This window comes from Bradyrhizobium mercantei, from assembly GCF_001982635.1.
GTDB lineage: Bacteria > Pseudomonadota > Alphaproteobacteria > Rhizobiales > Xanthobacteraceae > Bradyrhizobium > Bradyrhizobium mercantei.
In genome coordinates this window covers 616,281-631,437 of the sequence record NZ_MKFI01000002.1, presented here as the reverse complement: position 1 = coordinate 631,437, position 15,157 = coordinate 616,281, and the positions used below count along the sequence as shown (strand labels likewise).

The 15,157-nt window shown below is 60.7% G+C and carries 8 protein-coding genes and 3 pseudogenes; 6 read left to right on the top strand and 5 right to left on the bottom strand.

Features of this window, described 5'->3' with window-relative positions; translation table 11 throughout:
• Nucleotides 1–2: 2 nt before the first annotated feature.
• The 3 genes from BI327_RS10445 (at nt 3) to BI327_RS10435 (ending at nt 3,105) form a co-directional block, all read left to right on the top strand.
• A complete protein-coding gene (locus BI327_RS10445; RefSeq protein ID WP_076860167.1) occupies nt 3–1,634 on the top strand; it encodes an AMP-binding protein in 1,632 nt (543 codons plus the stop codon).
• A 57-nt stretch (nt 1,635–1,691) separates the two neighbouring features.
• Complete coding sequence (locus BI327_RS10440) at nt 1,692–2,429, top strand: glucose 1-dehydrogenase (protein ID WP_245334764.1); 738 nt, start codon at nt 1,692–1,694, stop codon at nt 2,427–2,429.
• A gap of 109 nt (nt 2,430–2,538) precedes the next feature.
• Nucleotides 2,539–3,105 (top strand): MarR family winged helix-turn-helix transcriptional regulator, encoded by a 567-nt coding sequence (locus BI327_RS10435; RefSeq protein WP_083742018.1) that lies wholly within the window; start codon nt 2,539–2,541, stop codon nt 3,103–3,105.
• A 25-nt stretch (nt 3,106–3,130) separates the two neighbouring features.
• On the opposite strand, the gene BI327_RS10430 is transcribed toward BI327_RS10435, so the two are convergent.
• Nucleotides 3,131–4,330 carry an ABC transporter substrate-binding protein gene (locus tag BI327_RS10430; protein ID WP_076860165.1) on the bottom strand — a complete coding sequence of 400 codons (1,200 nt, stop codon included), beginning with the start codon at nt 4,328–4,330 and terminating at the stop codon, nt 3,131–3,133.
• A gap of 240 nt (nt 4,331–4,570) precedes the next feature.
• On the opposite strand from BI327_RS10430, the gene BI327_RS10425 reads away from it, so the two are divergent.
• Both BI327_RS10425 and BI327_RS10420 read left to right on the top strand, forming a co-directional pair.
• Nucleotides 4,571–5,737: an acyl-CoA dehydrogenase family protein gene (locus BI327_RS10425; protein WP_076860164.1), complete on the top strand. Its 1,167-nt coding sequence runs from the start codon at nt 4,571–4,573 to the stop codon at nt 5,735–5,737.
• A 112-nt stretch (nt 5,738–5,849) separates the two neighbouring features.
• Nucleotides 5,850–6,659, top strand: a complete 810-nt coding sequence (locus BI327_RS10420) for an enoyl-CoA hydratase/isomerase family protein (RefSeq protein ID WP_076860163.1) — start codon at nt 5,850–5,852, stop codon at nt 6,657–6,659.
• A 75-nt stretch (nt 6,660–6,734) separates the two neighbouring features.
• On the opposite strand, the pseudogene BI327_RS10415 reads toward BI327_RS10420, so the two are convergent.
• Nucleotides 6,735–7,463: pseudogene (locus BI327_RS10415) on the bottom strand (SOS response-associated peptidase).
• A 1-nt stretch (nt 7,464) separates the two neighbouring features.
• Nucleotides 7,465–7,670 (bottom strand): annotated as a pseudogene (locus BI327_RS43075) (hypothetical protein); the annotation flags it as partial.
• On the opposite strand from BI327_RS43075, the pseudogene BI327_RS10405 reads away from it, so the two are divergent.
• Nucleotides 7,664–8,044, top strand: a pseudogene (locus BI327_RS10405) (Ku protein); the annotation flags it as partial. The pseudogenes BI327_RS43075 and BI327_RS10405 overlap by 7 nt on opposite strands.
• Before the next feature lie 528 nt (nt 8,045–8,572).
• Here the strand turns inward: BI327_RS10405 and BI327_RS41030 are convergent.
• Nucleotides 8,573–9,181, bottom strand: a complete 609-nt coding sequence (locus BI327_RS41030; protein WP_159450429.1) for a matrixin family metalloprotease — start codon at nt 9,179–9,181, stop codon at nt 8,573–8,575.
• Between the two features lie 35 nt (nt 9,182–9,216).
• Nucleotides 9,217–15,042 (bottom strand): hypothetical protein, encoded by a 5,826-nt coding sequence (locus BI327_RS10395; RefSeq protein WP_076860161.1) that lies wholly within the window; start codon nt 15,040–15,042, stop codon nt 9,217–9,219.
• Nucleotides 15,043–15,157 lie beyond the last annotated feature (115 nt).

Here is a 15,157-nt window from a genome sequence, read left to right as displayed (position 1 = left end):
CAATGACGATAGATCTCAGTGCCGACTTTCTGAGGCGCCGGCCGGCGAACTTCAGTCCGATGACGCCGATTCAGTTTCTCCGGCGCGCCGCCGACGTCTTTCCTGATCGGACGGCGGTGATCCACGGTGACATCTCCTACACATGGCGCGACCACGACCGCCGCTGCCGGCAGCTTGCGTCCGCGTTAAAAGGCGCCGGCGCCGGCGAGGGCGACGTCGTCGCCATACTCTGCCCGAACACACCGGCGATGTTGGAAGCCCACTTCGGCGTGCCGATGTCGGGCGCGATCCTTAACACGCTGAATACGCGCCTGGACGCCGCGGCCATCGCCTTCATTCTCGAGCACTCCGAGACAAAGGTCTTCATCGTCGACCGCCAGTGGAGTGAGGTCGCGTCAGCCGCCTTGGCGAAACTTAAGAGTCGTCCCCTGGTCGTTCACATCGACGATCCGTATGCCGAGGGGGGGGAACTGATCGGGGACCTCGATTACGAAGCGTTCATTGGGCGCGGCGACCCGAACGGGCAAGTACGCTGGCCCGAAGACGAGTTCGACGCGATCACGCTGAACTACACTTCCGGTACCACTGGTAATCCGAAGGGTGCACTCTATCATCATCGTGGCTGCTATCTGAACACACTGAGCCAAATCATCCATCATCAGCTTAGCAGTGACTCCGTCTATCTCTGGACCCTGCCGATGTTTCATGTGAACGGCTGGTGCTTTTCTTGGGCCGTGGCGGCGATCGGCGGCACGCACGTCTGCCTGCGCCGCGTGCTTCCCGCAGAAATCTTCGACTCGATCGACAAGTTTAGCGTGACGCATATGTGCGGCGCTCCGACCGTGCTCGGCATGCTGATAGAAGGTGCGGCGAAGACAGGTATCAAGCTCAAGCGGCCCGTGGCGATCATGACAGCGGGCGCGGCGCCACCGGCTCCCATCCTCAAGTCGACCGAGGAGCTCGGCTTCGTCGTCCGGCATGTCTACGGCATGACTGAGGTACACGGTGTGGCAGCGCTCTGCGACTGGCATCGCGAGTGGAACACACTTTCGGCCGAACAGCGGTCGAAGCAGATGGCGCGTCAGGGTGTGCGCACCGTCGTAACCGACGATATGATCGTCGGCGACCCCGTGACACTCGAACCTCTGCCGCTTGATGGGACGACGATCGGCGAGATCCTATTCCGCGGCAACAACGGCATGAAGGGCTATCTCAAGAATCCGGCCGCGACCGACGAGGCCTTCGCGGGCGGCTGGTATCGAACTGGCGATCTCGCCGTCACCCATCCGGACGGCTACATCGAGATCAAGGACCGCTCGAAGGACATCATCATTTCGGGAGGAGAGAACATCTCGTCGATCGAAATCGAGGAGGTCGTGTTCCAGCATCCGTCCGTTTCGTACGCGGCTGCCGTCGCTATGAAGGATGAACGCTGGGGCGAGACGCCTTGCGTCTTCGTGGAGCTCAAGGAAGGCCACGATGGAAAGATCTCGGCAGAGGAGATGCTCGAATTCTGCCGGGCCAGGCTCGCCAAGTTCAAGTTGCCGAGGAAGTTCGTCTTCGGTCCGATCGAGCGTACGTCCACCGGGAAGGTTCAGAAGTTCAAGCTTCGCGACCGCGCCCGCGGCGCATGAGCGCCAACAGCATGACGGAGTAGGGCAATGAGAGGTCTTGATAAACGCGTAGCGGTCGTGACCGGCGCTGCCGGCGGCATCGGCCGGGAAATATGCCGGCGCTTCCTTGAGGAGGGAGCCAGCGTCGTCGCTCTTGATGTCAACGCCGACGCGCTGAAGCAGTTGGCCACCGGCCTCGGCGCCGACGAAAGGCGTCTCTTCTGCTTGACGGTCGACATTACCGACTATGCGAAGGTGAAGGAAGCCGTCGACCGGGGGGCCGCGCAGTTCGGGAAACTCGACATTCTCGTCAACAACGCCGGCTGGGACGTCGCTTCGCCCTTCCTGAAGACGGAGCCCGATCTCTGGGACAAGATCATCGCGATCAACCTCAAGGGGCCGCTCAATCTGCACAAGGCAGCGCTACCGCATCTGATCGCCGGTGGCGGTGGCAAGGTCGTCAACGTGGCCTCGGACGCCGGACGCGTCGGCTCGTCCGGCGAGTCCGTGTACTCCGCCTGCAAGGGGGGTCTCATTGCTTTCTCCAAGACCATCGCGCGGGAGACCGCCCGCGACAACGTTCGGGTCAACGTGGTTTGTCCGGGGCCGACCGACACCGCGCTGCTGCGCTCGTTCGTCGGCGAGGGCGAGTACGGCCAGAAGATCTACGACGGCCTCAAGAAGGCCATCCCGTTGAAGCGACTGGGGCAGCCCGAGGACATCCCGGGGCTCGTCGCTTTCCTTTCCAGCGACGACGCCAATTTCATGACCGGGCAGGTCATCAGCGTCTCCGGCGGCCTGACCATGAACGGGTGAGGTACCCGGGGGTTTCTCACGATTATCGGTCTCCTATTGTTGCGTTGCGGCCGTTCTCATGCTCTTTCGAGGCAGGAAAGCGGGAATAGTATCGGAATCGGTAGGCGAAATGGCTTCGGTGAGGAACTCGCGGAAGGCTGTTGAGGCGGTACCCGGCGAACAGCCGGGTGCCCCGCCTGCCGGCAATGCTGAGCGTATCGCAGACCACCTGAACAACCGGATATTCTTCCGGCTTTTCCAGGTGGCGAACACGCTGCAGAAACAGGCCGTCAAGGAGCTCGGCGTCACGACGGTCCAATGGGCGGTGCTCGGTGCCCTGTCCGACCCGCGACCGACCTACGGCGTATCCGTCGGCACCTTGGCCGACTTCCTGGTCGTCAGCCGTCAGAATCTGGACGGGGTCCTGAAGCGCCTCGAGCGCGATGGCCTCGTCGAGAGAGTGACCGACCCGGACGATAAGCGCGGGCGGGTCGTCAAACTCACGCCGGAGGGGTTTGCCTTCTGGAAAGAGCTCCGCGAGCGCATCTTCCAGTTCTACGATCAGGCGGTGAGCGGCTTCAAATTCGACGATCGGGTCGCGTTCGCGCACTACCTCAATTCGCTGCAGGGCCTGTTGACGAAGGTGAGCCTCGAACAGCCCAAGCGCGAGCGAAGCAAAGGCAAACGGCGCCCCTGACGAAGCATCAGAGGCGCCGGCGAGGTCACTTCTTAACGAACGGGCAGGCGCTCTCGGACAGGGGCCGGAAGGCGTCGTTCGCCGGGATCGTCGCGAGAAGCTTGTAATAGTCCCAGGCGCCCTTCGACTCCTCGGGTTTCTTGACCTCGAACAGGTACATCTCGTGAAGGTGGCGGCCGTCCTCGCGGACCGACCCTTCGCCGAATGCGGCGTCACTGGTCGGCAGCTTCTTCATCTCTGAGACCACCGCCGCGCCGGACTTGTTCCCGGAAGCAGCCGCCACCGCTTTCAGATAGTGCAGCGTGGCGGAATAAGCTCCCGCATGGATCTGCGAGGGGGCGCGCCCTGGGGCCTTCTCGGCAAATCTCTTTGCGAAGGCGCGCGATCCGTCGTTCAGATCCCAGTAGTACGCCTCGGTAAGGACGAGGCCGTGCGATGCCTTCAGACCAAGACTGTGCACGTCGGTGATGAAGAACAGGAGTGCTGCGAGCTTGGTATTTTCGGTAATGCCGAACTCGCTTGCCTGCTTGATGGCGTTTACCGTGTCGGCGCCGGCATTCGCCAGACCGATGATCTTCGTCTTCGCTGACTGCGCCTGCAGAAGGAAGGACGAGAAGTCGCTGGTGTTGAGCGGATGCTTTACGCTGCCCGCGACCTTGCCACCCTGTGCGACAATGACCGAGCTGGTGTCGCGTTCGAGCGCCTGACCGAACGCGTAGTCAGCGGTCAGGAAGAACCAAGTGTCACCACCGGCCTTGACGAGCGCGCCGCCGGTGCCGTGGCTGAGCGCATAGGTGTCATACGTCCAGTGCACCGTGTTCGGGGAACAAGCCTTGCCCGTAAGGTCGGAGGTCGCCGGGCCCGTAGCAAGGAACACCTTGTCCTTGTCCTTCGCGATTTGGTTGACAGCTAACGCCACACCGGAGTTGGCGACGTCGATGATCGCGTCCACTCCTTCTTGGTCGAACCACTTTCGTGCGATCGTGCCGCCGATATCCGGCTTGTTCTGATGATCCGCCGAGATCACCTCGATGGTGAAGTCCTTGTGCTGGGTCTTGAACTCGTCGACGGCCAGCTGTGTGCCGATGATCGAGCCCTGGCCGGACAGATCCGCGTACGGCCCGCTCAGGTCCGTGAGAACACCGATCTTCAATGTAGTCTGCGAGTAAGCCGCGGACGCGAGCAGCAGTGACGCACCCAGAACGGCGATCGAAAAGGCCTTCATAAATCCTCCCTTGGACTTGCCATTTATAGCAATATGTTGTTATATCATGTTGCATGGTTGGAACCAACTGCGGCTATTGGCCTGAGAGGGAAAAATCAAACAAATGCAAAAAATGGCATAGGCGCACACTGCGTGGCGTGAGGTAGACCGTCGGGTAAAACCCCGAGAGCCTCGTTTACGCAAATATCTTGACATATAACGCCGGCGCAATGCGTCCGGCGCGCAAAGGAGGATTTCGCTGTGAAGTCGTTTGAGCATTTCGAGAGATCGCGCAATTGGACCTCCGAGGAGGCCATCGTGCTCGAGCAGGTGTCGCGTCTGGCGGGCGAAGCCATCGCGCCCCGCGCGGAAGGCTATGACGAGCGAAAGGAGTTTCCCTGGAAGAACATCGAGGATCTGCGCGCCATTGGTCTGAGCGGCATCTTCGTGCCCGAGGAGTACGGCGGCACCCCGATCACGTACCGGTGCTATCTGGAAGTCGTGCGAATCATCTCCGCTGCCTGCGCGGCGACCGGAATCATCTTCGGCACCAACAGCGCTACCGCCAAGCCGATCATCGAGTTCGGTGACGCGGAACAAAAGAAGCGTTTTCTGCCTCGGTTCGCCGAGGGCGCGCTTGGCGCGCTCGCGATCACCGAGCCGCATGCCGGATCCGACGCGGGTAATATTCGTACGAAATTCCGACCCGACGGCGACTCAATCGTAATCAACGGCGAAAAGATCTTCATCACAACGGGTGATGTGGCTGACTTCGTGCTCTTGTTTGGAAAGTGGACCGAGATCGAGGATTCGCCGAAAGCGGTGAGCGCAGTGCTGGTTGAGAAGGGGACGCCCGGCTTCGAGACGCTGCGTCTCGAGAAGAAGATGGGTACGCACGCCTCATCGACGGCGGCTCTCGCCTTCACCGACTGCCGGGTGCCGCGGTCGAACCTGCTCGGCAAGCCGGGCGACGGCATGAAGGTCATGATCGCGACCCTCAACAAGTCGCGCCCGAGCGTCGGTGCCCAAGCGCTCGGCATCGCGTCGGCGGCCTTCAAGGACATGCTCGAATACACAAACGAGCGAATCCAAGGTGGTAAGCCCGTCGTGCAGCATCAAGCGAACACGTTCATGATGACCGACCTCGCGACCGAACTCCTGTCGGCCCGGTTGCTGTTGGATCACGTCGGTCGCCTGGTCGACGAGGGGGAAAAGGACATCGGCGTCGAAGCATCCATGATCAAGATCAAGGCCAGCGATCTCGCCATGCGCTTGACAACGGAAGCCGTGCAGATGTTCGGCGGCCACGGCTACACCCGAGAGCATCGTGTCGAGCGCCTGATGCGCGAGGCCAAGATCACCCAAATCTGGGAAGGGACGAACCAGATCCAGCGCCAGGTCATCGGCCGGGATCTCACCGCACGCTGACGGAAGAGCAGGGCGCATAACCCGGTACCGGATACAGGAAGCGCGGTGTGGCGCGCGACCCACTATTTTACTGTTGAACCAGAACCGCGCACCCAGAGGAAAGGACCTGAGCATGAATTACGCCGATTTCCAGTTTCTGAAGTTCGATCCGAAGTCCAATGGAACGATGCTCATTACGCTCAACCGGGCCGACGCGATGAACGCGACCAACGCGCGCATGCACTGGGAGCTCACCAAGGTCTGGGATGTGGTCAATCACGATCCCGCGGTCCGCGTAATCGTGGTGACGGGTGCCGGCGATCGCGCGTTCTCGGCGGGGGGCGATCTTTCCTGGATCGGCGAGACCGTCGGTAACCCCGACAAGGTCGCCGACACGCTGAAGGAGGCTGGCGACATCGTCTTCAACATGCTCGCGTGCGAGAAACCGATTATTTCGGCGATCAACGGCGTCGCGGTCGGCGCGGGTCTCGCTGTCGCGCTCATGGCCGACATCAGCATCATGGCGGAGGAGGCCAAGATCACCGACGGCCACGTCCGGATTGGTGTGTCCGCAGGCGATCACGCCGTGATCCTGTGGCCGCTGCTCTGTGGTATGGCGAAGGCCAAATACTACCTGATGACCGCCGATTTCGTAGACGGCAAGGAGGCTGAGCGCATCGGCCTGGTGAGCCTCTGCGTGCCGCGAGCGCAGTTGATGGACAAGGCGATGGCGACCGCAGACAAGCTCGCCAATGGCAGCCAGATGGCGATCCGTTACACCAAGCGCTCGCTCAACAACTGGATGCGTACGTCACAGCCAGCCTTCGACGCCTCGCTCGCGCTCGAGATGCTCTGCTTCCTCGGCGACGACGCCAAGGAAGGCGTGGCTGCAGTCAGGGAAAAGCGCGAGCCGAAATTTCCGTCAGCGAAGCGGAACGCTTGATTCAGGTGGTGCGGTTCTGTCGGCAAGGATGATTGTCGGAGCGGGACCGGTAGTTACCGGCCTCTTCGGCGTCATCTAAGCGGCCGGTGCGGGGTCTTCGTTCTCGCCCCTTGCTACGATCTCTAGCGTCCCATCCGCAAGAGGCGGCTGCAGGGCTTTTGCCTCGTCCCAGGGAGCGCGCATCCAGATATCGAATTCGTTCTCGGAGGTCAGGGTCACCGGCATGGCCGTTGGGTGCACCCGCTTCACTTCGACGTTTGGCTCGCAGGTTAGAAAGCCATAGACGTCGGCGGTGATCTCGCCTTCTTTAGTTTTGCGCACGCTCGTCCAGTTCGTCCAGAGACCCGCGAACGCGAGGAGGGGCCGACCCTCGTCCGGAGCGAACCACACGGGCACCTTCTTGCCATCGATAGTGTCGTACTCGCTGAACGATGTGAAAGGCACCAGGCAACTGTGCTCCGGACCCAACCAACGCTTCCAATGGGCACTGCCGACGTTGCGGATGTTCGTTGTGCCGCTGTCCGGCTCCATCCGTAGCAGTTCCTTGAAATCAACGGCCGTGCCCTTGGCCTGCAGTTTTTGAGCCCGTTTTTTGGTGGCGTCCATCAGGGCCTTTTGCGAGGATGGCATGCCTCAGCGCGCCAACGCAATTTCGCGTCCTTCGGATGAATTGCGGACAATTGGCGCGGGGTAGTCTGGAAAGATGCCCGGCATCGACGGCAGGTTTCCGACGCGGCTGTTGAGCGCGTCGAACAAGCGACGGATTGCGTCGACGTTCTTCGTCATCGAGTACAAGTTGCACATCTCAGACCTCTGGCGGCGCGTGACCTGAACGCTGGGCCAATTGCGCAATGTAGCGGTTGGTCGCCGACCGGCCCTAGCACATTTGCTGCACCGCAGCCTGCTGGCAAGGTCATGAACAAAGGTCGTCGACGGATGTCGCAGCGCCGCGAGGTTGACCTTCCGCGCCGTCTTGCAACGCGAGCACTCGATCTCGAGCCACTGATATCCGGGACGTGAAAGTCACGAAGGACATGCTCGAACTCGCCAGGCACATCGTCGAGCAAAAGTCCGGAAGTTTCGAGCCGGACAAGTTCGAGGACCAGTACGAAGCCGCTCTCGTTGATCTCATCAATCAAAAGCGGACCGGCAAATCAATTGTGCCGAAGGAAAGTCCTCGTGGAGAGAACGTCGTCGATCTGATGGATGCGCTGCGGAAGAGCATCGGCGGGGCAAAATCGGCGGACAGGACTGCCGCTTCGAAGAAAACAGCGAAGAAGGCAAAGAAAGCTTCCGCTGGCCAGAAGGAGATGTTGATGCCGATCGCCGGCAAGAAGTATGCGCGGGAAGCAGTCGCAAAGAAGCCGCAGCGGAAGTCGGCATAAGCAAGCGGGACGGATAGGTCTCCCTGAAGCTAATCATCTCCCCTGAAGTAGCGGTCTGCGTCGGTCTCGTTGTTGTTGAAGCTACAGCACAGCCCATCACCAAGCTTCTGTACTTCGCGTTTCCGCCAGCACGCGGCTGCTCGGTCATGCGGGGTTGAGCTATCGCCGGGCGGCGTAAAATCCTGTGACCAAGTATGTCGAGGCTGTCCAGCAGCATCGTCGAAGAGTGCAAAGTTGCATCCCCCTGACGCCGATATGCATTGGCAATCAAGTGACCATGCGACCGTTGACGTGATGGCACTGAGACAAAAAAGCAAACCAAGAACAATAGCGTGGCGCATAGTCGCTTCTCCGATTGGAATGAACCTAGAATGTTTCCCAGGCAGGCCAATGACAAATGGCTGCCCGCACCTTCACGATTCAAGGCCTAGTCCGAAAGCTCACGCCGGAGGATTGTCAAAACGTAAAATAGCGAGAGGCGAAATTGTTCCCAGACTGTGACGGGCTTCAATCCGTAAGGGCGAACGCCTAGAACTCCGGCCCATAGATCGCATTTCGACCCGCTATGTCATCCGCCTGCAGCTCGCGTAATTTCGTGCCCAGAAGAAGCTCCCCTTGCATAACTGGGCCACTCATCGGGAGATCATCAAGTCCTACGCAGTGGCCGAACTCATGCAAGGCCACGCTCGCGAGGTCGTTTTGATTCGGCTGGGGGTCATTCAACGAAAAGTTCCAATTTCTGTCCGCGTTAAACCGCATTTTACACATGCTAAGCTGATTTTCAGGCGTGCCACTTTTTATAGTAGTAGTGTAAGCGGGATCGCGTCCTCCCGGTTCGAAGTAGACGTAGAAAGCGGTCGAGTCGGGTTCACAGGAATCTGCGTCGAAGACAAACTTGAACCTCGCGTAATTCCATTTTGCAGCAGCCTCTTTGATAATAGTTGCGGTGCCCGGCGGAACCCCTTTTTCGCATACAACGATGTGACTTTCGAGCGGACTAGCCTGATATGTCCAATCGCCTGCAAGCCTCTTGTAGGCACTTGCTGACGAAATGCAGATGATCCAGCAGACGCAGCCAATGGCTACCTTTCTTACAAGACCCATTGCGGCGGCTATACTTCTGAGCGTGTGTTCCATCAGCTCCCCTCGTGATTTCATTGTGAGACGCCTCACTACAAGTCGATTCGCACGGCAAATCGCGGTCCGGAGTCGCGCCAGTAAGTGGGGTCGTTGCGCTGGGTGGGGTCAGGCTCGTCTTTGACCGGCTCTTCGTCAAAAGTCGCACGGCGCATTCGGTAGCATTCCTCGATAAAGACTGCGTACTGGACCAAATCGTCGCTGGAGTCCTTGGTAGGAAGGTGGAAGGTGCCCTCCCAGATGAGATCATCGCTTTGCGAATTGGCATAGCTCACTTGTTCGATCGGCTCGCCGAGCGAGCCGTCGGGGCCGACGGCGCGCGCCGGCCATTCATAAGTGAGGCCGTATTCAGTCGTTCGACGCTCGATCAGAGAAGCGCGGATGATCGTCAGCGGCGCCTCGGAGGTCATCTTGCCGATGACCGGGCCTTCGACCCTCACAGTCACTTCTCCTTCACGCACCCGGCTAACCTTCACGTCCCGACGATAGCCGACCACCTGGATCTCTTGGTCTACCGGGTAGGACACTTGGACTGGCCGATTAGCGTGGGGTTGGAAGCGGACGAGACCGAGCCGCAGGAAGGGATCGGGCGCCGTGCCTGGATCGATCTCAACGTCGATGTACCAGGTCTCGCTCTCCAAATCGAAGCGCGGCGCGTAGGTCAGTAGCGATACCAGCATGAATTCGGGCTTCTTTGACGGATCGTTCTGATCTCCAACCTGTCCTTGATTCTCGTCTGCGCCGATTTTTCCGGGATTGTTGCCCGGTATCGGCATAAGTACGTTTTCAACCAGCCTCGGTGCGTAACGGTCTTCCTCCGGCCACAGCACACCAGTGTCCTCGTCTTCTGCAGCGATCGAATCGACAGCGGTCGCCGACCAGTCGGGCAGGTCGCGGAACGCCCGCGGGTGCATGAACCAAGCCATTTCGCCTGCATCGTGAATCGGGTCGGCGCCCCAGCGACTGACATATATTCCGCCCGGCCCCAGATCCTCGTCGCTGAAGTAGCCGAACCGCCAGTCGGCTCCGTCTTGGCCTTTTACCTGCGGATCCTTCTTCGCCAAGGCTTGCAGGTCGATGAGCTTGTTCTGCGGCTCGTTGGTCTCCAGCGGCTCGGCGCGGCGGATCTTACCGACGGTCAGGTCAGCCTCGGTCCATGTCGACAGCGGACCGGCGGCTCCAGGTTCGGTTGACGCCCCAAGTATGTTGGGCGGCCAGAGCACGATGCCGATGCGCTCATCCTCACCCGAGGTCATAGCCGGACGAACGAACGGAATGCGGATACGAGTCCGGCGGGAGATGGTCGATATGCCGGTGATCGCACTAAAATCCGTCGTCCACACGAAGGCGGGAAGGACGTTGTTTCGGGGAAGCGCGAGCGGGCGGACGATGGAACGGATGATTGCGGAAGTCATCGCCGGCTTGCCGCGAGCATCCCGTTCGTACGCGAACAGGCGATCCCTATCGTGTTGCTGTTGCGCAGCGTCAGGGTAGCTCGAGCGCTCGGGAACAAGGCGCGCTGTGCGCGAGGTCACCGCAAAATAGGCTTGGACCCGACGGGCTGTGCCGTCGGTAAAATAACGCTGCGGCGAGCGTCGGCCGTTATCGCTGGTTTGCTGCGCTGGTTGGTCGACACCGGTGTGAGACTGGGCTGGCTGCGGCGGAGCAACTGCGCCGTATTCACTCTCGGCGGCCAGGTCCACCAGGGTGATGTCTTCCGGTGCGACCTTGCAGTCGGGCTTCGGCGACCATTTGTTGAAGACGATTTCCTCGGGCGTGAAGCAAACGCGCCCCTCTTCATCGACGTCGAAGCCGTACAGCCGCCGGGTCAAGGAGGCGCCGCTATTCACTGAGGTGTTCTCTGCAGGCTTTTCGGGCCACAATCCGCGCGACCTGTCCTCAGGTGTTCGGCCGAGCAGCGGATTGTCCATCGGGCGTCCATTGGGCGAAACCGCCCGAACGCGTAGCTCGATGTTTTCGTGGATCGCCTTATCGATGCGAATGGTGCCGCCGGCCAGAATGTCCGTCGCCGAAGGCGAGTCGTCCGTGCGCTTCCACTTGCGCCAATCGTGCTTGGGATCAGCGGCGTTGTTTAGAATCGTCTGGCGTTCCTGTGCTTCGACGCGCAGGAATCGCAATTCGGGCTTAGGCATTCCCGCCTTGCACAGTTTTGCCGCTACGGGGGGCTGCTCGACGGCGTGAACCGCGCGCAAGGTGCGCACCGCTGACAATTCGGGGATCGGTTTGTGACTGAGGGTCGCGTGCAGCGCCGTGGCCGCGTCGGCTACGGCCGCTGAGCTAACCACCGCGTCGCTGCGACGAATCACGCGAACAGGCGAATGGAGTGGCTTGTCCGGGATTTTACCTAGCATCTTTTCGAGTTTTTGCTTCTCTACGGCCGGGTCCGGCGACCCGTTGTAGGTACCAGCGCAGTAGAAGGCGACGGATTCCGGCCCATCGAACCATTGCGCCAATTGCCCGAGGTCGTGCAGCGCCCAGATATCGATGCAAAAGTCTTCGCCCGGTGCGAGCTTGATCGTTACCTCAATGGCTGTACCCGCCGCTTGCCCCTTAGCGATAGACGCCGGCGCCATTAGTTTGCCGCCGGCCCGCTGTGCCAATTGCTGGTATTCGGTCAGCCGGGCGCCTTGCTTCGGAATGGCGTGCACGGCAATCAGCACCGGCATGGCGTCGGGATAGTTGCGAACAGGGCAGCCAGATTTGCCACCGCCGTAGAGCGGGACCACGATGGGAGCGCCTTTGAGGTAGGTGTCCGTAGTCCATGGATATCTCAGGCCGATAACCAGGGAGCGCGCGGCGGGGTCGGGAAAATACAGTTCCTCGGACCCGGACGGCACCTTGTACGAGTGGGTACGGGCGCGGAAGATCGCGATGCCGCTGGGCGCCGTCCCGGCGCAGCCGGGCTTGCGCTGCTCGAAGATGATCGAGGCGTCCTCGATGGGGGCCTCCGGAGAGATGGCGGGAAATCCACCCATACTGGGTTCGTAGTCGACGCCCGCAAGCCCACGCTTCGTTGCAAGGCCTGGATTGGAGTCGAACATCGAGTGCAGATGCGCGAAGGTGAAATCGACGCCCGGAGCGCACACGGCGCGTCGGGCAACATCGGGTTTGAAGCGCCAGTCGTCGTCCGGTTCATCCGGAAGGGGATGCGGGTCCGTCGGTGTACGCACCACCATCGTGTCGCCGTCGAGCCCGCGACAAAGCGGCGTCTGAGGCTTTCCCGCGGCGGGTTTCGTCGCGATTCCCAGCTCGGAGACGATGTCGGCCCAAGGCACCGCAACCATCGGCGGATCAATCCATTCGTGGCGTAGGAGACGTCGCAGTTCGCCCTGGCGCGGCAGCAACATGCCGCCGCCAAATCCGTTCTCATAAAGCTCAATTGCGTCGGAGAGCGGCAAACAAACGCCGCCGAGAAATACCGTACGCGCGCCGAGCCAATAGGGCACGCCGATGCGGTGCTTGGCGGGGAGGTGGTTGCTCGCCGACGGTAAATTGAAATCCAAGTCTAACTCCAAGCCCTCGCCAGGGCACACGCCTAGAAGCTGTTCGTGCGCGTGGATGCCGAGCGGATCCCCTTGCCAAGCAGCCAGCACCGCCTCGGCAAATCCGGTCTTGTTGCCATCGGCGTTCTGCAATAGCCGCGTTGGCATAGCCAGCACGCTGCCGTCGAGTTCGGCACGGATCGTCTGAGCAGCAGCGGTAGAAAGGCCGAGTGCCGCGTCGATGGCCTTGTTGAGATCGAGATTCTTCCTTTTTGGCAGCGAGTACCTGACTTCACGGTTGGTCAGGCAGGCCCACTGCAATAGGCTTGTCGCGGCGGTGCAGAATCCCACGTCGAGCCGGTATCCGATGGCGAGGTCGTCGGCATCGAGAACGAGGTCCTCGGGGCCCGGAGAGGTCAACAGGGAGAGCGACCGGCTGAACTGCTTGACTACCACGCTGCCGCGCCATTGATCGAGCAATTGCAAGCCGGCCGTCCTCAGCTTGCGCTCGACTGCGGCGCCAGCGGTCAATTCCGCAACGGCAGGCAAGGGGATCCATTTATCGCCAGTGAGGTCGGCGGCGTTCGCCATGGCGGCATCGCGCCGCATGTCAGATTCGGTGGCGGCATGGATGTCCACTGTTTCGATCGAAAAGCGCAGTGATCTATTACCGCCGTCCACGGCCGCGGCTTCAAGATCGAGCACGCCGCCGAACTGGTCAATCGTACCGCGCTCTCGAAGATCTTGCGCCGAGATCGGCGCGTGGCCGTCGGGTAAACATTCAAGCAGTTCCTCGAGGGTCGCGGGCATGAAACATTTGTTTTTTTCACCGAAAGACAGCGGACATTTGGCTAACGTCCACGGTTGTCCCCGATAGTCGACGTGCCCAAGCTGCGAGTCGGCGACGCCTGCCACGTCGAGGCGGATGACAAAAAACGCCGCTGACCTGTTGGGCGACTGAACGAAGTCAGGCGTCGTTACGGCTGCATCGAGGAGCTGGTCGAATTCACTGCGACGAAACGACAAATCGACGTTGACGCTGAGAAGAAGCAGCCGATGAAGGGCCGGGAGACCGAGCAGCGCAAACCAACGGCGCTTGGCGGCGTCAATGGCTGCCTGTGTTGCCGGATTGTTATCAGGCTTATTTGTATGACTGTTGGCGTCTGGCGGGCTGCCATAGTCTTCCAACGTGGCCGCACCGTGCACGTGTAGGAAGTCGGGGTCCAGATTGCCACCATTGTCGCGAACAAATTGCGTGGACTGCTGCAACGTGTTGTGCCTGGCCCGCACGCCGCGGACTTCGGCCAACGCTTTTCGTCTGTCGACGCCGGCCCCGGAGCTTAGCAAGCTGGCCTCGGCCGCGTGGACCGTCTGAGCCGAGCCCTGCCTCGTCGCCAACGCGCTCTGATAGATTTGCTCCTTGTCCTGGCGTTCACCGATAAGGGCGTTCTTGATCAACGACCATTGCATATCCGGTGTGTCTTCGGGCGTTTTGCCGTAGCGGTAGGGATCGTATTTCAGCAGCGGCTTGGCGTCCGATGCGAGGTTGGCCGCAGCAAAGATAATGGGGGTGCCGTCCGGCGCGAAGCCTGCTAGGTCGCTGGGTTTCGGCCCTTCGTTAGCGCTGTCGAGGGCGAGGCGTTCCATGCGCGTGGCCGAACGCGACCACGGGCGCTGAAAATAGGCGCCTTCGCCGAGAAATGCTTGGCGCGCGCACGGTTGGCCTTTCACGCGGCCGATCACTGCCATGGCGCGCGCCATTGTGATCTGCTGCGCGAGTTCGGCGCGTGGCATTCCAACGATATTCGGGGCAGGCTGGCTCGAAGGGTCCTTTGGGTCTGCGGGCTGCTGAACGTCTTGATAAGGGTGGGGAGGCTGGTTGTTGGGCGTCGCGTGACCGTTGGTGGTGGCGGGTTGGACGGTCGCATCGAGGAGGGCGCGACGAAGGGGCGTCATGTCGTGGTCGCCGTCCTTCAAAAGGCCGTTCCAGATGTCGGTGATGTCCGCAAGCTTGAGCCCGCCGAAACCCGGGTCCTTGCCGACTTCTGGAATTGATGTCAGCGCAACAGAAAAACTGGTGTTGGTGGTGTGCCCATCTTCTTGGATGACCTTCGCATTCCGATTTAGCTTACCTGCCGTATCTGCTACGCCCAGCTGAGCCTTGAACGCATGCTTGGAGAACAAGTGATGTATAATGCTCGGCCAGTTCTCAAACAGTTGGGAGCCTGCAGCCTCGGCTGTGCCGATCGTTCCCGGACGCAGAACGAGCGTCGCTCCGATCCTAACCCCATCGCCGCGGCTGTCACGGTAGCTACAGATAGTCCGGGGAACGACAGTGATCGTCAATTTGTCTGCCATGACACACGCTCGGTCTGCGGCGCTTGGTCCGCCGCACGGTCGCTAAGGGACGAGGCGCGGAAACCTTCCGGCCTCATTTTGCTCTCAGGTAACTTCGTCCATGATCGAACTTCAT